This is a genomic window from Streptomyces sp. NPDC052225 (assembly GCF_040679615.1).
Taxonomy (GTDB): Bacteria; Actinomycetota; Actinomycetes; order Streptomycetales; family Streptomycetaceae; genus Streptomyces.
The window spans coordinates 26399-49006 of sequence record NZ_JBFAVD010000028.1; the positions used below are offsets into that span (position 1 = coordinate 26399).

A 22608-nucleotide genomic window follows, 5' to 3' on the forward strand; every position below is an offset into this window, starting at 1 on the left:
TAGGGGAAGACGCACACCTGATGCAGGACCGAAGCCTTCGCCACACGCTGCCCGCCGGCGCCGTCCTGCCGCGCGAAGGCCGACCCACGCCGCCGTCGCCGCCCAAGGGCTCCGACTCGGGCTCCGACAAGGTCTCCGACAAAGCCCCCGGCAAGGCGCCCGCCGACGACAATCCGTTCGCGCCGCCCGCCGACGACGCCCCGGACCGCCCGTGGCAGCCGCGCCGCCCGGAGGGTTCGGACGAACCCTCCGACTCCTCGCCCTGGGGCAACCAGTGGAGCGACCGGCAGCCGGGCCGCGCCCAGGGCGGCGGCCTCTTCGGCGACCGCCCGGGGAACAACAACAACGGCGGACAGGGCGGCCCCGAGGGCCAGGGCCCCGGCGGCGGCATGCGCTGGGACCCGACGGACCCGGCCCAGCGCCGCGCGCGCTATGCCCTCCTGGCCGGCATGTGGGGGTTCTTCTTCATCCTCTTCGGGGTGCCGTCCGTGGCCCTGCTGCTCGGCGCGCTCGCCCTGTACTGGGGCATCAGCTCGCTGCGCGCCGATCCCCGCAAGAAGACCCCCGGCGAGCCCGGCGCACCCGCCGCGCCCGTCCCCCAGGACCAGTCGCGCCCGCAGACGACCGCGGCGATCAGCGGCCTGGTCACCGGCGGTCTCGCGCTCGCGATGGTGGCGTCCCTGTTCACGGCGAAGCTCGTCTACAGCGACTACTACGAGTGCCGGGCGGACGCCCTGACGAACGCGGCGCAGAAGTCCTGCGAGGACCTCCTCCCCAAGCAGCTGCGGCCCCTGCTCGGCAGCGACTAGGGCCTGTCAGGTCCCGGGTCCCTCCGGGGCCCGTGACCGCTGCTCCATCGCGGACGCCTCCTTCAGGAGCGCCCAGCGCGCGTCCCGCGACGTCTCGTCGAAGAAGTCGTAGGGCTCGAACCCGGCCGGCTCCCGGCCGGGTTCGGGCTCGGGCGGGGCCTGGCGCCGCGCCGCCACCACCGACGCGGCCCACGCCGTCACCCGCGGCCGCACCGCCGACTCCCGGCCGCGCCACCACCGCGCCCCGAGCGCCACCGGCACCCCGATCCCGGCGATCCACCCGGCCGTGACAAGCCCGGTCAGCCACCCGACGGGCCCGAACTCGGCGAGCGCCGCGACGCCGAGCGCACCGCCCGCCGCGACCGCGAGCCCGGTCATCGCCGCCCCGCACAGCACGGCCGCGGCCCCCGCCGCCTGGGCGAGGCGCCCCCGCGACCAGTCCCGCAGCCGCGCCTCGCCCGCCGTGAACCAGGCCACGGTCACCGCCGCCGCCACCGGCACCGCCCCGGCCGCCCAGGTCAGCGGTGTCCCGGGGCCGGCCGCGGGCAACGCCGCGAGCAGCGGGAACGCGGGCAGCAGCGGGCCGCCCGCGGCGCCGAGCGGTCCGACGGTGTGCCCGGCCCCGATCACGACGCCGGGGCCGAGCGCGTAGGCGGCGCCCCAGATCACGGCGTTCGGCACCAGGGCCAGGCAGAGCAGCAGCACCGCGAACCGCCCCGACCACGCCGCCGTCAGCTCCAGGAACGACTCCCGCACCGCACCCCCGTGCGCCGCGAGCCCGGCCGCCACCACCAGCGCGCCCCCGGCGACCAGGACGAGGACCCCGGCGGCAGCGGCCCGCGCGGCGGCCGGAAGCACCTCCCGTACGAGCTCCTGCGGCAGCCGGTCCACCGCACGGCGCAGGGGCGCGGGCAGCGGTCCGCGCGGGCGGTCGTGCGCGGTCCACACCCCGGCAGCGGCCGCGGCGAAGGTCACCAGGACGAGATGCGCCACGCAGCTCAGCCACGCGGGGCGCAGTTCACCACCGGAGGCGTAGCACGCGGCCGCGGCGCCGACCAGCAGGTAGCCGAGGACGACCCCGCCCCACGCGGCGACCGCGGGCACCTCGGGGGCGTCGGCGCTCCCGGGGTCGTCGGGGTCCGGCTCCGCGGCGTCCCGTGCGGCCCGGTGCACCAGCCACACCGGCACCGCGAGCAGGAGCAGCGGGGTCACCCCGAGCGGCGCGGGCACCCCCGAGAGCGTGTCCGTCCTGACCACGTCGGCGCCGTGCGCGAGCAGCCACAGCGCGGCGGCGGTGTGCAGGGCGCCGCCCGGCCCGCTGTCCGGATACGGCGAACTGATCCACAGGACCATCACGAGCACCGTGAACGCGCCGAGCCCGAGGCCCGCGGCCACCGCGCCCCCGAACACTCCGGCGGCGGGTCCGGGCGAGCGTTCCCGCACCCGGGTCAGAAGCAGGGGCAACGACAGTCCACGGCCGGTCATTTGGGTCACGGGCCCATGCTCCCAACGACACGCGCTTTCGCCCTGTAACAGGCGAAGTACGGATGTGTCGCTCAAGATACGTTTATGTACTTTTTCGCGCGAAAGGGTGTGTGGAGTTCCCCATGACGCAGAGCCCTGCCACCCCACTGCCGACGCCCAAGGAGCGCCGCAGGCTCCGCGAGGCGAAGTCCCTGACGCAGGCTCAGGTCGCCGCGAAGGTCGGCGTGACACGCGAAACGGTCCGGTCCTGGGAGACCGGACGCACCTCCCCCAGAGGGCGCAAGCGGGAGGTCTACGCGCGGTTGCTCACGGAGCCGGCGGGCAAGCCGCAACCGGAGCTGGTGTCCGTCGCGGCGGCACCGGCGGCGGCGACGGCATCGTCGGCAGCTCCACCGGTGGACCTGGCCAAGCGGACGCCGCCCCGAAAGGCACGCCTCGAACCCGAGCCCGAGGCCGACCCGGCTCCCCCGATGACCCCGGCCCAGGCCTTCGACCTCCTCTACACGCACACCGCCCATCTCCTCGTGCGCCAGACCTACCTGCTCACCGGCCGCCGCACGCTCGCCCGCGAGTCCGTGGAGCGCGCCTTCCAGCTGGCCTGGCAGCGCTGGCCCGAGGTCGCCGTCGACCCGGACCCGGCGGGCTGGGTGCGGGCGGCGGCGTACGAGTACGCGATGTCGCCGTGGCACCGGATGCGCCCGGCGCACCGCCACCCGGACGCGCCGCCCGCCGACCCGGAGGACCGCAAGCTCCTCGACGTACTCCTGAGCCTGCCGCCCGCGTACCGGCGCACCCTGCTGCTCTACGACGGCGTGGGTCTCGACCTGCCGGAGACCGCCGCCGAGACGGAGGCCTCCACCCCGGCCGCCGCCAACCGCATCCTGCACGCCCGCGAGGCGGTCGCCGAGCAGTTCCCCGAGCTGGCCGTGCCGGAGCAGCTGCACCGGCGGCTCACCGAGCTGGCGGGCGCGGAGAAGCTCGACGCGCCGGGGTCGACGCTGGTGCGCACCGGCGGCGAGAAGCGCGTCCGGTTCTGGACGCGGGCCGCGATCGCGGTGACCGTCGTGATCGTCGGCGCGACGGCGCTGACCCTGCGGGTGGCGCCGACGCACTACGAGCCGGTGCCCGCGCCCGGCGCCCCGATCAGCGGTGTCCCCGCCCTGACCGGGCCCGGGCCTCTGTCGGAGCACGAGCGGGAGCTGCGGCGCAAGCTGCGGGCCGAGCTGAGCGGCGGCCCGGAACGGCTCGCACCGGCCGCCGAGTAGTCCCGTGACGCCAGTGGGCCCGCACCTTCGAAAAGGTGCGGGCCCACTGGCGTCACGGCGTACGGACTACGAAAGCAGCTCGCGGGCCAGCTTGGCGGTCTCGGTCGGGGTCTTGCCGACCTTGACGCCCGCGGCCTCCAGGGCCTCCTTCTTCGCCTGGGCGGTGCCCGACGAACCGGAGACGATGGCGCCGGCGTGGCCCATGGTCTTGCCCTCGGGGGCGGTGAAGCCCGCGACGTAGCCGACGACCGGCTTGGTGACGTGCTTGGCGATGTAGTCCGCCGCACGCTCCTCGGCGTCGCCGCCGATCTCACCGATCATCACGATCAGGTCGGTGTCGGGGTCCGCCTCGAACGCCTCGAGGGCGTCGATGTGCGTGGTGCCGATGACCGGGTCGCCACCGATGCCGACGGCCGACGAGAAGCCGATGTCACGGAGCTCGTACATCATCTGGTACGTCAGCGTGCCGGACTTCGAGACCAGGCCGATACGGCCCGGCTTCGTGATGTCGCCCGGGATGATGCCGGCGTTCGACTGGCCCGGGGTGATGAGACCGGGGCAGTTCGGGCCGATGATGCGGGTCTTGTTGCCCTTCGACTGCGCGTACGCCCAGAAGGCGGCGGAGTCGTGGACGGCGATGCCCTCGGTGATGACGACGGCGAGGGGGATCTCGGCGTCGATCGCCTCGACCACGGCGGCCTTGGAGAAGGCCGGCGGGACGAAGAGGACGGAGACGTTGGCGCCCGTCTTCTCCATCGCCTCGGCGACGGTGCCGAAGACCGGGACCTCGGTGCCGTCGAAGTCGACCGACGTGCCCGCCTTGCGCGGGTTCACGCCACCGACGATGTTCGTGCCGTCGGCCAGCATGAGCTTGGTGTGCTTCATGCCCGTGGCACCGGTCATGCCCTGGACGATGACCTTGCTGTCCTTGTTGAGGAAGATAGCCATGGCTGTTCTGTCCCTCGTCCCTTACTTCGCGGCCGCGAGCTCGGCGGCCTTGTCGGCCGCGCCGTCCATGGTGTCCACGCGCTGAACCAGCGGGTGGTTGGCGTCGGAGAGGATCTTGCGACCCAGCTCGGCGTTGTTGCCGTCGAGGCGCACGACGAGCGGCTTCTCGACCTTCTCGCCCTTCTCCTCCAGGAGCGCGAGCGCCTGGACGATGCCGTTGGCGACCTCGTCGCAGGCGGTGATGCCGCCGAAGACGTTGACGAACACGGACTTGACGTCCGGGTCGCCGAGGATGATCTCCAGGCCGTTCGCCATCACCTGGGCGGAGGCGCCGCCACCGATGTCGAGGAAGTTGGCCGGCTTCACGCCGCCGTGGTTCTCACCGGCGTACGCGACGACGTCCAGCGTCGACATGACCAGACCGGCACCGTTACCGATGATGCCGACCTCGCCGTCGAGCTTGACGTAGTTGAGGCCCTTGGCCTTGGCAGCGGCCTCGAGCGGGTCGGCCGCGTCCTTGTCCTCGAGGGCCTCGTGCTCCGGCTGACGGAAGTCGGCGTTGGCGTCCAGGGACACCTTGCCGTCCAGCGCCAGGATGCGGCCGTCCTTGGTCTTGACCAGCGGGTTCACCTCGACGAGGAGCGCGTCCTCGGCGACGAAGGTGTCCCACAGGGTGACCAGGGCCTCGGCGACGCCCTCGGCCACGTCGGCCGGGAACTTCGCCTGGGCCACGATCTCGCGGGCCTTGACGATGTCCACGCCGTCCACGGCGTTGACCGGGACCTTCGCGAGGGCCTCGGGGGTCTTCTCCGCGACCTCCTCGATGTCCATGCCGCCCTGCACCGAGGCCATGGCCAGGAAGGTGCGGTTGGTGCGGTCGAGAAGGTACGAGACGTAGTACTCCGCCTCGATCTCCGGAGACAGCTCGGCGATCATCACCTTGTGGACCGTGTGGCCCTTGATGTCCATCCCGAGGATGTCGGTGGCACGGGCCACGGCCTCGTCGGCGTTCGCGGCGAGCTTGACGCCGCCGGCCTTACCGCGGCCGCCTACCTTCACCTGGGCCTTGACGACAGACTTGCCGCCAAGACGCTCGGTCGCCTCGCGGGCTGCCTCAGGCGTGTCGATGACTTCACCGGCCAGCACCGGTACACCGTGCTTGGCGAAGAGGTCCCTCGCCTGGTACTCGAACAGGTCCACGCGCGTCCGTCCCTATCAGTGATCTCGCGGTTCGATTTCCTGCGTGGGCGTGCCGCGAATGGGCAACGTGACTCCGCTGTCACTAGGGAGGCGTACGAGGCGTACACAGTGGCCGGGTACGCGGCATGTCCGTCTCGCAGGTTATCGCCGCGCAGCTATGCCTTCTAAATCGCAGATCACACCTGAGCGGTGATACCGGTCACAGAGCGTCCTGTTTGCGCGGCCTCACCGCACGGGGGTACGTGCGATGAGGCCGCCCGAAGGGCCCCGTACTTCCACAAAGGGGCCCAGGTCGGGCGGCCCGTCCCCACGGGCCGCCCACCCCTCGCCGGTCACTGTCCGGATCGGGCCGACGGCTTTCGGCCGTCCGGGCCACCGGCGTCGGCTTCGGGGCTGCTTTTTTCTGGGGGGTGCTGGGGGGTTACTGGGGGGGTGGCTAGATGTGCTGGACGTAGCCGCGCACGTAGCTCGGCGCGACGGAGTCCGCGACGCCCTGGACGCCGGTGACCGCGTTGCCCGCGAGGGGGTGGGCGTCAGAGGTGACGGTGCCGGTCAGGTCCTGGGCGAACGGGACGGCCTCGCCGGCGACGCCACCCGCGAGCGGGGCCACGTTCTCGCCGACCACGGTCTGCGCGAAGGGCGCGACATGCTCGCCGGCCACTCCGTACGCGAACGGCGCCACCTCACCGGTGACACCCCGCGCGAGCCCGTGCGCGCTGGTGCCGACGCCGTCGACGACCGGCCGGACCTGGTCGACGACCGTCTCCACGAGCGGCGACACCGAGCCCACGACGCCGCCGGCGAACGGCGCCACGTCACCGAGGACCACACCCCGCGCGAACGGCCCGACCTCACCGGCGACCCCGCCGGCCAGCGGCCGCACCTGCCCGGTCACGCCGGTGGCGAAGGGGGCGACCTCGTCGCCGACGACCGTGGACACGAACGGAGTGACGTCCGCGACGGCGCCGTCCGCGAGCACGGTCACGTCCCCGACGGCCTGCCCCGCGACCGGGACCACGCCGTGCACGGCGGTGGCGGCGACGGGCGGCAGCACGGCGGCGGCCGTCTCGTCGACGACGGGGCCCGCGGCGGTGGTCGTCTCGTCCAGGTGCGGGGCGAAGGCGGCGAGCGGGCCGAAGAGGTAGTCGACGTCGCCCCGGGGGTCGGCGACGGCGTCGGCGGTGGCGGGGGTGACGTGCTTCCTGACGGCGTCGGTGGTGGCGGTGGCCTTGTTGCCGGTGACCTTGTTGCCGGTGGCCTTGGCCTCGGTGACCTTCGCCGTGGCCTGCGAGGCGGTGTCGTGGACGGTGGTGTTCTGGAGGGTGGTGTTCTGGAGGGTGGTGTCCTGGAGGGTGGTGTCCTGGAGGGTGGTGTCCTGCGCGATGGTGTCCTGCGCGTCGGAGACGATGTCGCCGGCCACGTCGGGGACCGACACCGCGTGCGCGGGCAGTTCGTCGGCGCTGGCGACGGCCGAACCGAGGGCCCAGGCACCGGAGACGCCGGCGGCTATGACGATCGAGCGGCGGATGTTCTTGTTCATGGGTACGTCTGTTCCTTCGAATTCCTGGCTGTCCCGGACGGAGGGGGTGTCCGGGGTGGGCAGACCTGTTCCGCCCCCGCGCGGCAGGTCACGAGCGGGGAACTGGCTGCCCTAGCCGGGGAATTCGGGAATGTCGCGATGCCGGTCGGCCACCGGCGCGGGCCGGCCGGACGCGAGCGCGCCGGGCGGCAGCAGCACGGGCACCCGGGCGCCGAACGCCGCCGCGTGCAGATCTCCGTGCCGGGTCGAACCGCCGTCCCCCGCGGACGCGTTGGCCGAGGGGATCCCGTCGGGCCGCGCCGGAACGCCGGGCTCGGCGGGGTGTACGGCGATGCGCCCGGCGGCATCCGCGTGGTGCGGGTGCGTCCCGTGTACGTCGCCGAACCACGCGGTGCCGTACGCCGCCGGGCCCGCGGGCGCCTCGGCCGGACGCGCCCCGGACCGAGGCGCCGGGTCCGCGTGGTGCGGAGCCGGCGATGCGGGCGGGGCGGGCGCGGGCTGCGCGGCCGGGGGTTCGGACTGGCCGGGCGGCGCGGGGAGTTCGGGCAGCGCGGGCAGGTCCGCGGCGCCGGACGGAAGGGGTTCGGGGGTTACGGAGGCGAGGCCGCCGACGGCGTCTCCGGTCACCCGGGACACCGTGCCGGTCACACCGGTGGCGATGTCGGTGGCGGCATGGATCAGCTCCGCGTCACCGACCGGCTCCGTCACCTTCCGCGCCGTGTCGACGGCGGGCCGCACGACCTTCTCGCGCACCGGCTCGACGACCCTCGCCCGCGCCTCGCGCACGGGTTCGGCCACGCGCTCCACGGGTTCGGCCACACGCTCGCCGACCGCCGCGGCGCGGGGCGCGAGCGCGGTGGAGGTGTCGTCCGCGTGGGCCCGGCCGCCGCAGAGAAGGCCGAGGGCGACCAACCCGCCGAGCAGCAGCGCCAGTTGGAGCGCGCGCCGCCCGGCCGCCGTGCGCAACAGGCGCGCGGCGGGTGCGGGAGGAGTCGTCGAGGGAGTCACGGTGCCGCCGATCCTCGCACGGCACGCGGGAGGCTGCGCAAGCCCCGTGTCACCCCTTGTTACCGATGGGTACTCATGTCTGCTTCATCCGGTATGGGCAGCGGTCGCTTCTCGATGGCGGCGGCCATGACGTCGGGGAAGAGATCGGGCGTGCAGGCGAACGCCGGCGCGCCGAGCCCGGCGAGCGCCGCCGCGTGCTCCCGGTCGTAGGCGGGCGTGCCTTCGTCGGAGAGCGCGAGCAGCGTCACGAACTGGACGCCGGACGCCTTCATCGCGGCGACCCGCTTCAGCATCTCGTCACGGATACCGCCCTCGTAGAGGTCGGAGATCAGCACGACGACCGTCTCGGCGGGCCGGGTGATCTGCGACTGGCAGTACGCGAGCGCCCGGTTGATGTCGGTGCCGCCGCCGAGCTGGGTGCCGAAGAGGACGTCGACGGGGTCGTCGAGCTGATCGGTGAGGTCGACGACGGCGGTGTCGAAGACGACCAGCCGGGTCCGTATCGACCGCATCGAGGCGAGCACGGCCCCGAAGACCGAGGCGTAGACGACGGACGCGGCCATCGAGCCCGACTGGTCGATGCAGAGGACGACCTCCTTCTTCACGGACTGCGAGGCCCGCCCGTACCCGATGAGCCGCTCGGGCACGACGGTGCGGTACTCGGGCAGGTAGTGCTTGAGGTTGGCCGCGATCGTGCGGTTCCAGTCGATGTCGTGGTGGCGCGGGCGGCTCACGCGGGCGCTGCGGTCGAGGGCGCCGGTGAGCGTGGCCCGGGTACGGGTGGCGAGCTTGCGCTCCAGGTCCTCGACGACCTTGCGCACGACGGCCCGCGCCGTCTCCTTCGTCGTCTCCGGCATCGCCTTGTTGAGGGAGAGCAGCGTGCCGACGAGGTGCACGTCGGCCTCCACGGCCTCCAGCATCTCCGGTTCGAGCAGCAGCGCGGACAGGCCGAGGCGGTCGATGGCGTCGCGCTGCATGACCTGGACGACGGACGACGGGAAGTACGTGCGTATGTCGCCGAGCCAGCGGGCGACGGACGGGGCGGAGGCCCCGAGCCCGGCGCGCCGATCGGCTCCGCGGGCCGACCCGTCGCCGCCTCCGTACAGCGCGGTGAGGGCACCGTCCATCGCGGCGTCCCGCCCCCCGAGCGCACACCCGGTCCCCTCGGCGGCATCTCCCCCGAGCACCATCCGCCACCGCCGCAGCCGCTCGTCCCCGTCCAACGTGCTCCCGGTCATCTCCCCGCCTCCATCTGGTCGTTGGTAGCCCTGTCCATCTGCGTGGTGCGGTCCGTCCGCGCCTGCGGGTGGGTGGGGGTCGCTCGCGCAGTTCCCCGCACCCCTGGGGAAGCTGCGCGCAACGCATGCTTCAGGGGCGCGGAGCTGTGCCATCGGCGGCTCCGCCACGGGGCGCGACCAGCCACGACGCACGCCCCACCCGGCAACGCACCCCAACCACCCCACCCCTCACCCGGCCCCGGCCCCCGCCCCGAGCAGCAACCGCACAACCCCCACCACCGCGTCCCCCCGCCCCACGTCCAACTCCTCCCCGAACCCCCGCGACGACCCCGACCCCACCTCTGCCGAACCTCCGGAGGGCCCGCGGCGGACGAGCTCGCCCAACGTCCGCCGCACCCCCGACTCGTACGCCGAGAACGTGCGCCGCAGCAGCGGCAGCACGTCGGTGAACGCCTCCGCCCCGACCCCCGTCAGCCACGCGTCCACAAGCCCGAGCAGCCTCTCGTCGTGCACAAGGAGCAGCCCGCCCGAACCGCCCCCGACGAACCCCTCGATCCACGCGGCGGCCTCGACCGGCGGCGTCCCCGGCGAGAGGGCGAGGCTCATCAGGCGCGCCGCCTCCTCCTCGCCGAGGGAGCCCTCGTCGAGGAGGATCCGCGCGCACCGGCCCCGGACGATCCCGGTCACGCTGTCCCGCACGGCGAGCGTGCGCAGCACCACCCGCCAGCGGTCGTGCAGTTCGGCGTCCTCCAGGAGCGCGACCGCGGAGTGCACGGCGTCGACGTGGCCGCGCATCTCGGTCGCCGCGTCCGTGTCGAGCCCCGCGCACGCCGGGGGCAGGCCGACGAAGACGCGGTGGGCGAGGCCCGTCGCCACCTCGGCGAGGGCGCCGGTGTCGGTGCCGCGCACATCGCCGTAGCGCAGGGCGCGAACGAGGGCGGGCAGGGCCCTGGCGAGGTGGCCGACGTCCGTGTCGAGGGCGGCGCGGTCGGCGAGCACGCTCATGACGACGGGCAGCGCCTCGGACAGGCCCGCGCGCAGGCAGAGTTCGGCCAGTGCCGTGACGTCGGCGAGGGCGGGCGCGGCGACGGCGTCGGACTCGGCCTTGGCGGTCGCCGCCGCGTCCACGGTCGTGCCCCATACGCCGGCCTCGGCGACCCGCACCGACAGCTCGGGCTCCCAGCGCAGCCGCCAGGTCTCCCGGAACGTGCCGGTGGAGCCGCGCGCGGACGTGGCCGGTTCGCCCCAGGCGACGCCGAGCAGCCGCAGCCGGTGCAGCAGCCGACTGCGCGCGGCGTCCGTGTCGCCCCGCAGGTCGAGGTCCAACTCCTTCTCCAGCGCTGCCGGTTTGAGCCGCAGGCTGCGCTGCTGCCGGGTGAGGTCGCGCTGCAACGGAACGGCGGGCGCGCCCTCCGGCACCTCCCCCAGAACATCGCCGACGACGAGCTTGTCGTGGATGAGCGACAGCGGGACGTCCGAGCCCTCGCACAGCACGGCCCGCACGGCGTCGGTCGTCTCGGTCAGGCCGGCGAGCGGCCGCCCGCGCATCACGGCGAGAGTCTCCGCGAGCCGTACGGCCTCGATGACATGGGCGGACGACACGATGCGGTCCTCGTCGCGCAGCAGCCCGGCGACCTTGGTCAGCCAGCGCTCGACGGGCCGGTCGGGCGCGCTGAACAGATGCCCGTACCAGCCGGGCGACTCGATCCCCGCCCCGTACCCACTGGCGCGGGCGAGGCGGCGATGGGTCCACGGCACCCACGTCATGTCGACCTTCGCTCTGGGCAGCCCCTTGAGCAGGGCGCGGTCGGCGGCCACCGTGGTCTTCTGCCGCAGCGCGGGCACATGCCAAGCCCCGCACACGACCGCAACGCCACCACCGTCACCGAACTCCCGCTGAGCGGCGCGCACTTGCAGCCTCATATAGGCCTCGCGCACGGCATCACGGCCGTGCCCGCCGTCCCCGTACGACTCGCGCAGCGCACTCATCGCCTCACCGAGGGCGGCGAACGCATCGCCCTCCCGGTGCTCGACGACGTCCTCCCACCACCGCTCCGCGTCGTCGTACCCGGCGGTCTCGGCGAGCACCCGCAACGGATCGACCCGCACATCGGCGTCTCCCTCCCCACCCCCCTCCTCGGCCTCCCGCATCGCGAGACCGTGGGCCGCTGGCAGATCGATGAAGCGAACCGGCACCTCGTGCTCCAGGGCCCACCGGAGGGCGACCCACTCGGGCGAGAACTCGGCGAACGGCCAGAACGCCGACTTCCCCGGCTCGTCCACGACATGGGCGAGCAGCGCGACGGGCGGCCGCATGTCCTCCTCGGCGGCGAGGGCGACCAGCCCGTCGGCCTCGGGCGGCCCTTCGATCAGCACCACCCCCGGCGCGGCGGCCCCGAGGGCGCGCCGCACGGCTCGCGCGGACCCGGGCCCGTGATGCCGCACCCCGAGCAGCAGCGGGGCTGTCATGCGCTCACCTCGCGGCAGGCCCGGTAGAAGTCCTTCCACCCGTCCCGCTCGCGGACCACGGCCTCCAGATACTCCTGCCAGACGACTCGGTCCGCCGCCGGATCGCGCACCACCGCGCCGAGGATCCCGGCGGCGATGTCGGACGGCCGCAGCACGCCGTCCCCGAAGTGGGCGGAGAGCGCGAGCCCGTTCGTCACCACAGAAATGGCCTCGGCCGTCGACAACGTCCCGCTGGGCGACTTCACCTTCGTCCGCCCGTCAGCGGTCACCCCGTCACGCAGCTCGCGAAAGACGGTGACGACCCGCCGGATCTCGTCGACCCCCTCCGGAGCGCTGGGCAACTCCAAGGACCGCCCCACCTGTTCGACCCGCCGCGAGACGATGTCGACCTCGTCCTCCACGGTCGCCGGCAGCGGCAGCACCACCGTGTTGAACCGCCGCCGCAGCGCACTCGACAGATCATTGACCCCCCGGTCCCGGTCATTGGCCGTGGCGATCAGATTGAACCCCCGCACGGCCTGCACCTCCTCCCCCAACTCCGGTATCGGCAGGGTCTTCTCCGACAGGATCGTGATCAGCGTGTCCTGCACATCGGCGGGGATACGCGTCAGCTCCTCGACCCGAGCGGTCATCCCCTCCGCCATCGCCCGCATGACAGGGCTGGGCACCAACGCGCCCCGACTGGGCCCGTGCGCGAGCAACTGCGCGTAGTTCCACCCGTACCGGATGGCCTCCTCCGGCGTGCCGGCCGTGCCCTGCACGAGCAGGGTGGAGTCCCCGCTCACGGCGGCCGCGAGGTGCTCGGACACCCAGGTCTTGGCGGTGCCGGGAACCCCGAGCAGCAGCAGCGCCCGGTCGGTCGCCAGGGTCGTCACGGCAACCTCGACGATCCGCCGCGGCCCCACGTACTTCGGCGTGATCACCGTGCCGTCGGGCAGCGTGCCGCCCAGCAGATACGTGGCGACGGCCCACGGCGAAAGCCGCCAACGCGCCGGCCGCGGCCGGTCGTCCTGCGCGGCCAGCGCCGCCAGCTCCCCCGCGAACGCATCCTCGGCATGCGGCCGCAGCACCCCGCCGTCAACCTGGTCCTCAACGGAAACGGTCATGACGCATCCCCCTCCAACTCACGTGGCTCACGCTGGATTCCACGGTGCACCACGCCACTGACAATCGACCGTTCCCGCAGGTCAAACCGATTGTCAGTGGCGGGATCTACCGTCGAAGACATGACTCAGCAGGGGGTGCGCTGGACGGCGGACCAGGTGCTCGCACTGGCACCTGACCCGGCGTCGCGCAAAGCGGGAAGCAAGCTCGGTACAGCGGAACCCTGGTCACAGACCGGGAGTTCGGACGAGGGGGCGGTATGGGGACAGTGCAGGGGAAGCGGCAGCAAGCCGTACCAGACGATCGTGGACATCAGCGGCCCGGCCTACACATGCAGCTGCCCGAGCCGCAAGTTCCCGTGCAAACACGCACTGGGCCTGCTGCTCCTCTGGTCAGCGAACGAAGCACACACACCCACCCAAGCCCCACCCGACTGGGCGGCCGAGTGGCTGAACGCCCGCCGGGCACGCGCAAAGCCGGCACCCGACGCCCCGCCACCCCCCGCCGACCCCGAGGCGGCGCGCCGCAGGGCCGAACGACGGGCCCAGCGGATCACGTCCGGCGCCACAGAACTTGAACAGCGCCTGACCGACCTCCTGCGCGGCGGCCTCGCCCAGACGGAGCAGTCGGGCTACGCCCTGTGGGAGGAGACAGCGGCCCGCATGGTCGACGCGCAGGCACCCGGACTGGCCTCCCGCGTAAGGGACTTGGGCGCCATCCCGGCCTCAGGCCCGGGCTGGCCAACCCGCCTCCTGGAGGAATGCGCCCTCACCCACCTCCTCACCCAGGGCTGGCTGCACCGCGACACCCTCCCCCCACCCCTGGCCACCACAGTCCGCACCCACATAGGCCTCCCCACAACCACAACCACAACCACCCCCACCACCCGCGACCACTGGCTGATCCTCTCCCAACACGACGCAACAGAGGGCCACCTCACCACCCGCCGCATCTGGCTCTACGGCACCCGGTCGACCCGCACGGCCTTGCTCCTCAACTACGGAGCAGCGGGCCGCGCCCCCACCCTGGCCCTCCCCCCGGGCCTGACCCTGGACGCCGAGATCCGCCCCCACCCAGGCCCGGCCACACACAGAGCAGACCTACTGCACCAACACACAACCCCCCACCCAACAACCACCCACCCCCCAGGAGTTGACACGACAACAGCCCTGACCACCTACGCCCACGCCCTCACCCAGGACCCATGGCTGGAGTCCTGGCCGACAACGCTGTCGGACGTCATACCGACCCAGACCCCCGAGGGCGACTGGCAACTGGCGGACGCCGAGGGCAAAACGGCCCTCCCCCTCACCCCCCACGCCGCCACTCACCCCGGCCTCTGGCGCCTGGTGGCCCTCTCGGCCGGCGCCCCCGTCACCGTCTTCGGCGAATGCGGCCACAGGGGCTTCACCCCCCTGTCCACCTGGCAGCCGACAACCGCCCCAGAAGTGATCCCCCTCCGCTGACACGACGACGCACCCGCAGTCGCAAGTCAACGGGAGGGGACGTGTCGGGGTGCCCCCGCAGGACACCGCAGGCACTCAGCGCACCCGAACCGACATTGGTCGTCCGGAAACGAGGACACCAATCCGGCCGAGGAGGTACCCCGACACGGCCCCGCCCCCACCCACCGACCGACGGCGAACAACGGAGAGCAAAGTGAACACACCCTGGGAAACCCTGGTCACCACGGCACTGCTGGGCACGGACCGCCGCCGGGGCACCACCCCGGACACCCCCCGGGCACTCCTGGACGAGGCGGCACTGAACACGGTCCGCCGCCGCGCAGGCCTCCGCCCCGCCACGGCCGCCCCCCACCCCGAGCCGGCCGCACCGGACCCCCGCCCACCCCTGCCCACCCCGGCCCGCCACCGCCTGGCAACCCTGCTCGCCGACCGCCCCGGCACCGCCACCACCCGCCGAGGCTCCGCCCCCGACCTCCTGGAACTCCTCCCCCAGTGGCTCGCCACGGCGAACGCCCAGGGCTACGCACCCCCGCCCGAACTCCTGCCCGCCCTCCTGGACGCGGCCAGAGGCCGCACGGACCTGCGCCCGCAAGCTCTCACGTTCGCGGGCCCGCGCGCCCTGTGGCTGGCCCACCTCAACCCGGACTGGAAGTTCGCCCTGCGCGCGACACCCGGCGCGGGCACCGCCCTCCCCGCCCCGGACGACATGGAACAGGTCGAACTCCTCTGGCAGGAGGGCCTGTTCGCCGAACGGGTCGCACTCCTGGCCGCCGTCCGCGCCCACACCCCGGAAGCGGCCCGCACCCTCCTCGCCGGCACCTGGTCCACCGAGCGCGCCGAGGACCGCCTGATGTTCCTCGACTCCCTCCGCACGGGACTCACGGACGCCGACGAGCCCTTCCTGGAGCAGGCCCTGACCGACCGCAGCCGCAACGTCAGAGCGACGGCGGCCGAACTCCTCTCGGCCCTGCCGAACTCGGCCCTGGCCGCACGCATGGCGGACCGCGCCCTGACCTGCGTATCCCTGGACCTCACGACCACCACCACGACGACGACCATCACCGTCGAGGCCCCGCACGAGTGCGACGCGGCGATGGAGCGGGACGGCATCACGGCCAAGCCCCCCGCGGGACGAGGCGAACGATCCTGGTGGCTGGGCCAGTTGATAGAAGCAGCGCCCCTGAACCGCTGGCCGGCACGACTGGGCGGCCGCACCCCGGAGGACATAGTCGCCCTGCCCGTGGCCGACGACTGGTGGGACGAACTGCACGCGGCGTGGTGCCGAGCGGCGGTACGCCAACAGGACACGGCCTGGTCGCGGGCGTTGCTCGGCCCACCGACGTCACCCGACGCGGCGGGCCCGGGAGCGGTGTCCCTGGCGGAGCGGTCGAAGCTGCTCGCGGCGCTGCCCGCGGAGGAAAGAGCCGAGTGGGTCGCGCGGTTCATCGCGGCGCACGGCCTGTCCGAGGCGTTCCAGCTGCTCGGGGTGTGCGCGACGCCCTGGGCGCGTCCGCTCGGCCGGGCGGTCGTCGACGCGCTCAACATCGCGCGGGATGCGGGGAGTTACCCGTGGAGTTTCAGCGGAGTGATGGGCCTGGCGGAGCGCTGCCTGGACCCCGAGGAGGCCGTGCGCCTGGAAGGGCTCACGGCCACGGTCGAGGACCCGCAGGACGCGGCGCCCGGGGCCGGCGGCTACTGGGCGGAGGCGTTCCAACGCCTGGTCGGAACGCTGCGCCTGCGCAAGGCGATGCGCGACGAACTGACCCCGCACGCCACCACCCCGACCCCACCCCCAGCCGGTCCGCGCGGAACCGGCCCTGGGGAAACGGCCTAAGCCCCGGCAGGCTGCCGCACGTTGGCCCGGACCCAGTCCACGATGGAGGCGGTGGTGGCGCCGGGCGTGAAGATCTCGGCGACGCCCTTCTCCTTCAGCGGCGCGATGTCGGCCTCGGGGATGATCCCGCCGCCGAACACCTTGATGTCCTCGGCGTCGCGCTCCCTGAGCAGCTCGATGACGCGCGCGAAGAGCGTGTTGTGCGCCCCGGAGAGGATGGAGAGCCCGATCGCGTCGGCGTCCTCCTGGATCGCGGTGTCCACGATCTGCTCGGGCGTCTGGTGCAGGCCCGTGTAGATGACCTCCATACCGGCGTCGCGCAGCGCCCGCGCGATCACCTTGGCCCCGCGATCGTGGCCGTCGAGTCCCGGCTTCGCGACGACCACGCGGATCGGACCGGCTGCCACACCCATCACTGCCTCCCTGAAGTGAACGAACGTTATCGACAGCATCCCGCAACCGGCCGTTTCGCGGTGCGGACCGAGGGGGAAATCACACGGTGGGACACGTTCGCTGCGCGCCACGCACCCATCAGGCGGCACATGAGCCGCATCCGGGACAGGCGCGAGGGGAGCCGCTACGAGGTCGCCGTGCCACCGCGCCGACAGCCGCAAGGCGCGGTGGCACGGTGCTTTCGGCCATCGCACGGGCCGCTGGGTCGGCACACCGGCCCGGACCTTGGTCACCACTCCGACCGGCTCCCCATGAGCGCACACGGGGGTCGGAGCTGTTCTCCCGTGTGCCGACGGGAGGTCGACCGATGAAGGTCACAAGCGCCCTGCCCTTTCGCCCGCTCTGCCACCTGACGCCCGCCAGACTGGCCGGACTCTCGATCGCGCTCCTGAAGGCGACGGCGCTGGAGCTGGCGATCCTCGCGGGGCATCTGCTCCTCTACCCCTCGGGCATCCTCCCGGAACGAAGGCACCCGCACCCCCTGCCACCCGGACCGCCTCACCCCTCCTCCCCCGGCTCCTCCCCCGACGAGGGCCCGGTGGCCGAAGACCTCCAGGAACTGGCCGACGCACCGCGCCTGCCGGCCCCGGCGAAACCCCCGGTGCTGCTCCTGCACGGATTCATAGACAACCGCTCGGTGTTCGTCCTGCTGCGCCGCTCCCTCGCGCAGCACGGGCGGCACCAGATCGAGTCGCTCAACTACTCCCCTCTCACATGCGACATACGGGCGGCGGCGGCGCTGCTCGCCCGGCACGTGGAGGAGCTGTGCGAGCGCACGGGCCAGGACCGGATCGACATCGTGGGGCACAGCCTGGGCGGCCTGATAGCCCGGTACTACGTGCAGTGCCTCGGCGGCGAGGAGCGCGTGCGCACCCTCGTCACGCTCGGCACGCCGCACGCGGGGACGCGCGTGGCGCCGCTCGCCGACGCGCACCCGCTCGTACGGCAGATGCGTCCGGCCTCGTCGGTGGTCGAGGAGTTGAAGCGGCCGGCACCGGGATGCCGGACGCGATTCGTCAGCTTCTGGAGCGATCTGGACCAGTTGATGGTGCCGCTGGAGACGGCGAGCATCGACCACCCCGATCTGCTCGTGCAGAACGTGCGGGTCACCGGGATCGGACATCTGGCGCTTCCGGTGCACCCCGCCGTGGCGGCCGGTATCCGGCAGGCGCTCGATGCCGAGCCCGCGGAAGGAGCGCTCGCCGCCGACTCGGTCGGCGGCCTGACGGTGGCCTGACGGTGGCCTGACGCCGGTCCGACCTCGAACGGTTCTCGAACTCAGAGCCAAGCTCTGCCCACAGAGTGCCCACAGTTCACCGAAAGACGGCCGATTGCCCGTTTCCGCAATGCGTGAAACCTGACGAAGATTGTCGTGCCCGCGTACCGCCGGGTACAGTCACCGCACTGCTCTGGCAGCCCCTGTTGTCGAGGCGAAAGAGAAGTTGGTGAACGACCGTCATCCGTCGGGGACCGCGCACTACGCGACCTACGACGGTTACTCCACGACCAGCTTCGCCACCGATCCACTCTTCGGTGACCTTCCTGGCAACGACCCGTACGACACGGGTTCCCACGAAGCGGGCTCCTACAACACGGGTTCCTACAACACGGGTTCCTACGACACCGGCAGCTACGACACGGGCCAGTGGCACACGGCAGCCCAGCAGCAACAACAGGCCTCGTACGCCGACCCGTACGCCACGGCCACGTACGACGCTTACGACACAGGTTCCTACGACACCGGCAGCTACGACACGACCGCCGTCTGGGCGAGCGCCGGTTACGAGCAGCAGCACACGGGCCAGTGGGACACGCAGGCCTACGCCGCGCAGAACACCCAGACCTTCGAGGCGCCGGTCTTCGGCACGACGCCCTACGACTCGGGCGCGTACGACGCCACGGCCTGGAACGCCGCAGGATCCGCCGATCCCGCCACGACCGGCGAGCACGAGCAGATCCCGGACCAGTACAGCCCGGTCGACCACGCCGAGCCCCATGACGAGCACGCCCCGGGCCACGAACCCGAACCCGAACCCCCTTCCCCCGAGCCCGAGTTCACCCCCCGCTCGGCGTCCCGCGGCCGGGCCCGCCGCCGCACCCCCACCAAGCGCTCGGCGCTGCTGACCGTCGCCGTGCCCTCGGTGTGCGTGATCGGCGTGGCCGGAGCGGCAGCGGCGTCGGTGATGGGCGGCGGGGACGACGGCAAGGAGACGCAGGCCGCGTCGGTGCCGGACGCGACCGCCGTGAAGCCGTCCGCCGTCAACAACAAGCTGGACACGCAGCTTCAGGATCTCTCCGCGGACGCGGGCGACTTCGCCGACCGGGCGAGCCGCACCCAGGAGCGCATCGACCTCAAGGCGAAGCAGGAGGCCGACCGCAAGAAGGCCGCCGAGGAGGCCGCCCGCAAGGAGGCGGCCCGCCCGAAGTTCGCGCTCCCGGTGAAGGAGCACGGCCTGAGCGCCTACTACGGCCAGGCCGGCATCAACTGGATGTCCGTGCACACCGGCATCGACTTCCCGGTCTCGTACGGGACTCCGGTGATGGCCGCGACGGACGGCACCGTGCGCACGCAGTGGAACAGCGCATACGGGAACATGGCGATCGTCACCGCCAAGGACGGTACCGAGACCTGGTACTGCCACCTTTCCGCGCACACCGTGATGAGCGGCCCGGTGAAGGCCGGTGACGTCATCGCGCGTTCGGGCAACTCCGGCAACTCGACCGGGCCGCACCTCCACTTCGAGGTACGGCCGGGCGGCGGCTCGGCGATCGACCCGCTGCCGTGGCTGCGCAGCCACGGCCTCGACCCGACGTAAGCCCCCCTCGCAGCCCGCGACAACCCGGGCTACAACTTCTCGACCGGCGCGTACCGCAGCAGCAGCCGCTTCGGCTTGGGGTCGCCGAAGTCGATCGTCGCCTCCGCGTTCCCGCCCGAGCCGCCCACACCCACGACCGTGCCGAGTCCGAACTGGTCGTGCGTGACGCGGTCGCCGACGGCGAGGGACACCACCGGCTTCTCGTTCGTACGGCGCGTCGCGAAGGCGGGCGTCGTACGGGAGCGGGACGACGACAGCGACGCGGCGATGCCACCGCCGATGCTCTTCGTCGACGGCGCGGGCGCCGCGGCACCCTTGCGCTTCCACTCCAGGTGCGCTTCCGGGATCTCCTCCAGGAAGCGGGACGGCGGGTTGTACGAGGGCTGGCCCCAGGCGCTGCGCATCGAGGAGCGCGTCAGGTAGAGCCGCTCGCGCGCACGCGTGATGCCGACGTACGCGAGCCGCCGCTCCTCCTCCAGCTCCTTGGTCTGGCCCAGCGAGCGCATGTGCGGGAAGACGCCGTCCTCCATGCCGGTCAGGAAGACGACCGGGAACTCCAGGCCCTTCGCGGTGTGCAGGGTCATCAGCGTGATGACGCCGCTGCCGTCGTCGTCCTCGTCCGGGATCTGGTCGGAGTCGGCGACGAGCGCGACGCGCTCCAGGAAGTCGGAGAGCGTTCCGCCGCTCACGTCCTCCTGGTCCTGGTTCTCCTCGGCCGCGCCGGACTCCTGCTCGAACTCCAGGGCCACGGCGGCGAGTTCCTGAAGGTTCTCGATCCGGGTCTCGTCCTGCGGGTCGGTCGAGGCCTGCAACTCGGCGAGATATCCGGTCCGTTCGAGCACGGCCTCCAGGACCGTGGCCGGTCCTGCGCCGGACTCGACGATCGTACGGAGGTCCTCCATCAGCGTGTTGAACCGCTTGACGGCGTTCGTGGAGCGGGCCGCCATGCCGTACGCCTCGTCGACGCGGCGCAGCGCCTGCGGGAAGGAGATCTTCTCGCGCTGCGAGAGCGCGTCGATCATCGCTTCGGCGCGGTCGCCGATGCCGCGCTTCGGCACGTTCAGGATCCGGCGCAGCGGGACGGAGTCCTCGGGGTTCGACAGCACGCGCAGATACGCGAGGACGTCCCTGACCTCCTTGCGCTCGTAGAAGCGGACGCCGCCGACGACCTTGTAGGGCAGGCCGACGCGGATGAAGATCTCTTCGAAGACACGGGACTGCGCGTTCGTCCGGTAGAAGACGGCGACGTCGCCCGCCTTCGCGTCGCCCGCGTCGGTGAGCCGGTCGATCTCCTCGGCGACGAACTGCGCCTCGTCGTGCTCGGTGTCCGCGACGTAGCCGGTGATCCGGGCGCCCGCGCCCGCGTTCGTCCACAGGTTCTTGGGGCGGCGCGATTCGTTGCGCTCGATGACCGCGTTGGCCGCGGTCAGGATCGTCTGCGTGGAGCGGTAGTTCTGCTCCAGCATGATCGTCGTCGCGTCCGGATAGTCCTCTTCGAAGTCGAGGATGTTGCGGATCGTGGCGCCGCGGAAGGCGTAGATCGACTGGTCGGCGTCACCCACGACGCACAGCTCGGCGGGGTCGGAGTCGGCCGGGCCGACCAGCTCCTTCACCAGCGCGTACTGCGCGTGGTTCGTGTCCTGGTACTCGTCGACCATGACGTGGCGGAAGCGGCGGCGGTAGTGCTCGGCGACGTCCGGGAACGCGCGCATCAGGTTGACCGTCGTCATGATCAGGTCGTCGAAGTCGAGGGCGTTGGCCTCGCGCAGCCGCGACTGGTACATCGCGTAGGCCTGGGCGAGGGTCTTCTCGAAGCCGTCGGCGGCGGTGGCGGCGAAGTCCTCCTCGTCGATCAGCTCGTTCTTCAAATTGCTGATCTTCGCGCTGAAGGACTTCGGCGGGAACTTCTTCGGGTCCAGGTCCAGGTCGCGGCAGACCAGGGCCATGAGCCGCTTGCTGTCGGCGGCGTCGTAGATCGAGAAGGACGACGTGAAGCCGAGCTTCTTCGACTCGCGACGCAGGATGCGCACGCACGCGCTGTGGAAGGTGGAGACCCACATCGCGTTGGCCCGCGGCCCGACGAGGGACTCGACGCGCTCCTTCATCTCGCCCGCGGCCTTGTTCGTGAACGTGATCGCGAGGATCTGGCCGGGGTGGACGCCGCGCTCGGCGAGCAGGTAGGCGATCCGGTGGGTCAGGACGCGGGTCTTGCCGGAGCCCGCGCCCGCGACGATGAGCAGGGGCGAGCCGCCGTGCACGACGGCCGCCTTCTGGTTCTCGTTCAGCCCGTCGAGGAGCGCGGCCGGGTCGATGACCGGGCGCGGCGCACCGTCGCGGTAGTGGGCGTCCCGGGCCGGAGGCACGTCGAACTTCCCGCCGAACAGGTCGTCCGGGATCGGCTCCGGAGCTGCTGCGGGATCGGTGTCCTCGGGCGGCGGCGGGGGCTCCTCCGCGCCGCTCTGGAGGCTGGCCAGGAAGTTGTCGTCAAAGAGGCTGCTCATCGCCCTACGAGTCTAGGCCGCCCCACTGACACCCCGCCGCCGCCTTTGCGACACCGCTGGAAGACAGACTCCGGAATCCGGGAAAGTCGCAGGTCAGAAGGACAGAATCTGCCGGAACCGGCCGCCGGGCGACTTCTTTCCGCCCTCCAGGACGGTCCCGGCGCGGTCGGCCTTGGTGACGGTCCGGGCGAAGAGCCGGCTGACGTACAGATCGCCGTGTCCGTCGGCCGCGACGCCGGTGACCGGGCCGAAGCCGGAGGTCCAGCCGAGGATCCTGCCGCCGGGGCTGACCTTCCAGACGCGGGCGGTCGCCCTGGCGGCCTCGCCGTTCAGGTCGCCGACGTAGAGGTTGCCGTCGGGGCCGAGGGCGATCGAGGCGGGGACGGCCACGTGGCCGTTGCGGTTCGGGAAGACGGTGAACGGCTTGGCCCTGCCGCCCGGCGACACCACGACGAGGTCGTCGCCCGCCACG

At 72.5% G+C, this 22608-nt stretch carries 17 protein-coding genes; 6 read left to right on the plus strand and 11 right to left on the minus strand.

Features of this window, described 5'->3' with window-relative positions:
• Window positions 1-20 precede the first annotated feature (20 nt).
• The gene (locus tag AB0L37_RS31600) at window positions 21-809 is read left to right on the plus strand and encodes a hypothetical protein (RefSeq protein WP_365513105.1); all 789 of its coding nucleotides are present in this window, start codon (window positions 21-23) and stop codon (window positions 807-809) included.
• A 6-nt stretch (window positions 810-815) separates the two neighbouring features.
• On the opposite strand, the gene AB0L37_RS31605 is transcribed toward AB0L37_RS31600, so the two are convergent.
• Window positions 816-2294: a DUF6350 family protein gene (locus AB0L37_RS31605; protein ID WP_365513241.1), complete on the minus strand. Its 1479-nt coding sequence runs from the start codon at window positions 2292-2294 to the stop codon at window positions 816-818.
• A 122-nt stretch (window positions 2295-2416) separates the two neighbouring features.
• Here AB0L37_RS31605 and AB0L37_RS31610 point away from each other — a divergent pair, with 122 nt between their 5' ends.
• A complete protein-coding gene (locus AB0L37_RS31610; RefSeq protein ID WP_365513108.1) occupies window positions 2417-3559 on the plus strand; it encodes a sigma factor-like helix-turn-helix DNA-binding protein in 1143 nt (380 codons plus the stop codon).
• A gap of 66 nt (window positions 3560-3625) precedes the next feature.
• Here AB0L37_RS31610 and sucD read toward each other — a convergent pair whose 3' ends face one another.
• The 7 genes from sucD to AB0L37_RS31645 form a co-directional block, all read right to left on the minus strand.
• On the minus strand, window positions 3626-4507 hold the full coding sequence (sucD, locus tag AB0L37_RS31615) for a succinate--CoA ligase subunit alpha (RefSeq protein WP_365513111.1): 882 nt from the start codon (window positions 4505-4507) through the stop codon (window positions 3626-3628).
• 21 nt (window positions 4508-4528) lie between these two features.
• Window positions 4529-5707, minus strand: a complete 1179-nt coding sequence (gene sucC, locus AB0L37_RS31620; protein WP_365513114.1) for an ADP-forming succinate--CoA ligase subunit beta — start codon at window positions 5705-5707, stop codon at window positions 4529-4531.
• Between the two features lie 436 nt (window positions 5708-6143).
• Window positions 6144-7247, minus strand: coding sequence for a hypothetical protein (locus AB0L37_RS31625; protein ID WP_365513117.1), 1104 nt, complete (start codon window positions 7245-7247; stop codon window positions 6144-6146).
• Window positions 7248-7358: 111 nt separating this feature from the next.
• Window positions 7359-8255, minus strand: coding sequence for a hypothetical protein (locus AB0L37_RS31630; RefSeq protein ID WP_365513118.1), 897 nt, complete (start codon window positions 8253-8255; stop codon window positions 7359-7361).
• Between the two features lie 59 nt (window positions 8256-8314).
• Window positions 8315-9493: a VWA domain-containing protein gene (locus tag AB0L37_RS31635; protein ID WP_365513121.1), complete on the minus strand. Its 1179-nt coding sequence runs from the start codon at window positions 9491-9493 to the stop codon at window positions 8315-8317.
• Between the two features lie 228 nt (window positions 9494-9721).
• Window positions 9722-11962 (minus strand): DUF5682 family protein, encoded by a 2241-nt coding sequence (locus AB0L37_RS31640; RefSeq protein ID WP_365513124.1) that lies wholly within the window; start codon window positions 11960-11962, stop codon window positions 9722-9724.
• On the minus strand, window positions 11959-13068 hold the full coding sequence (locus AB0L37_RS31645; RefSeq protein ID WP_365513126.1) for an AAA family ATPase: 1110 nt from the start codon (window positions 13066-13068) through the stop codon (window positions 11959-11961). The genes AB0L37_RS31640 and AB0L37_RS31645 overlap by 4 nt, the downstream gene beginning before the upstream one ends.
• Window positions 13069-13188: 120 nt before the next feature.
• Between AB0L37_RS31645 and AB0L37_RS31650 the strand changes: the two genes are divergently transcribed.
• Window positions 13189-14532 (plus strand): SWIM zinc finger family protein, encoded by a 1344-nt coding sequence (locus tag AB0L37_RS31650; RefSeq protein WP_365513128.1) that lies wholly within the window; start codon window positions 13189-13191, stop codon window positions 14530-14532.
• Between the two features lie 193 nt (window positions 14533-14725).
• Window positions 14726-16366, plus strand: coding sequence for a DUF5691 domain-containing protein (locus AB0L37_RS31655; protein ID WP_365513130.1), 1641 nt, complete (start codon window positions 14726-14728; stop codon window positions 16364-16366).
• On the opposite strand, the gene AB0L37_RS31660 is transcribed toward AB0L37_RS31655, so the two are convergent.
• Window positions 16363-16779, minus strand: a complete 417-nt coding sequence (locus AB0L37_RS31660; RefSeq protein ID WP_365513133.1) for a cobalamin B12-binding domain-containing protein — start codon at window positions 16777-16779, stop codon at window positions 16363-16365. The genes AB0L37_RS31655 and AB0L37_RS31660 overlap by 4 nt on opposite strands.
• Window positions 16780-17126: 347 nt before the next feature.
• Between AB0L37_RS31660 and AB0L37_RS31665 the strand changes: the two genes are divergently transcribed.
• Both AB0L37_RS31665 and AB0L37_RS31670 read left to right on the plus strand, forming a co-directional pair.
• On the plus strand, window positions 17127-18056 hold the full coding sequence (locus AB0L37_RS31665) for an alpha/beta fold hydrolase (RefSeq protein ID WP_365513135.1): 930 nt from the start codon (window positions 17127-17129) through the stop codon (window positions 18054-18056).
• 208 nt (window positions 18057-18264) lie between these two features.
• Complete coding sequence (locus tag AB0L37_RS31670) at window positions 18265-19635, plus strand: peptidoglycan DD-metalloendopeptidase family protein (RefSeq protein WP_365513138.1); 1371 nt, start codon at window positions 18265-18267, stop codon at window positions 19633-19635.
• Between the two features lie 29 nt (window positions 19636-19664).
• On the opposite strand, the gene pcrA is transcribed toward AB0L37_RS31670, so the two are convergent.
• Window positions 19665-22136 (minus strand): DNA helicase PcrA, encoded by a 2472-nt coding sequence (gene pcrA, locus AB0L37_RS31675; RefSeq protein ID WP_365513141.1) that lies wholly within the window; start codon window positions 22134-22136, stop codon window positions 19665-19667.
• Between the two features lie 93 nt (window positions 22137-22229).
• A complete protein-coding gene (locus AB0L37_RS31680; RefSeq protein WP_365513143.1) occupies window positions 22230-22607 on the minus strand; it encodes a hypothetical protein in 378 nt (125 codons plus the stop codon).
• Window position 22608: the final 1 nt, after the last annotated feature.

What these genes read in the sequence shown, in the direction of transcription:
- AB0L37_RS31635 (WP_365513121.1), bottom strand. Translation starts at nt 9,493, where the DNA reads ATGACCGGGAGCACGTTGGACGGGGACGAGCGGCTGCGGCGGTGGCGG.
- AB0L37_RS31650 (WP_365513128.1), top strand. Translation starts at nt 13,189, where the DNA reads ATGACTCAGCAGGGGGTGCGCTGGACGGCGGACCAGGTGCTCGCACTG.
- AB0L37_RS31645 (WP_365513126.1), bottom strand. Translation starts at nt 13,068, where the DNA reads ATGACCGTTTCCGTTGAGGACCAGGTTGACGGCGGGGTGCTGCGGCCG.
- AB0L37_RS31605 (WP_365513241.1), bottom strand. Translation starts at nt 2,294, where the DNA reads ATGACCGGCCGTGGACTGTCGTTGCCCCTGCTTCTGACCCGGGTGCGG.
- AB0L37_RS31625 (WP_365513117.1), bottom strand. Translation starts at nt 7,247, where the DNA reads ATGAACAAGAACATCCGCCGCTCGATCGTCATAGCCGCCGGCGTCTCC.
- AB0L37_RS31600 (WP_365513105.1), top strand. Translation starts at nt 21, where the DNA reads ATGCAGGACCGAAGCCTTCGCCACACGCTGCCCGCCGGCGCCGTCCTG.
- AB0L37_RS31640 (WP_365513124.1), bottom strand. Translation starts at nt 11,962, where the DNA reads ATGACAGCCCCGCTGCTGCTCGGGGTGCGGCATCACGGGCCCGGGTCC.
- AB0L37_RS31660 (WP_365513133.1), bottom strand. Translation starts at nt 16,779, where the DNA reads ATGGGTGTGGCAGCCGGTCCGATCCGCGTGGTCGTCGCGAAGCCGGGA.
- sucD (WP_365513111.1), bottom strand. Translation starts at nt 4,507, where the DNA reads ATGGCTATCTTCCTCAACAAGGACAGCAAGGTCATCGTCCAGGGCATG.
- AB0L37_RS31610 (WP_365513108.1), top strand. Translation starts at nt 2,417, where the DNA reads ATGACGCAGAGCCCTGCCACCCCACTGCCGACGCCCAAGGAGCGCCGC.
- AB0L37_RS31665 (WP_365513135.1), top strand. Translation starts at nt 17,127, where the DNA reads ATGAAGGTCACAAGCGCCCTGCCCTTTCGCCCGCTCTGCCACCTGACG.
- pcrA (WP_365513141.1), bottom strand. Translation starts at nt 22,136, where the DNA reads ATGAGCAGCCTCTTTGACGACAACTTCCTGGCCAGCCTCCAGAGCGGC.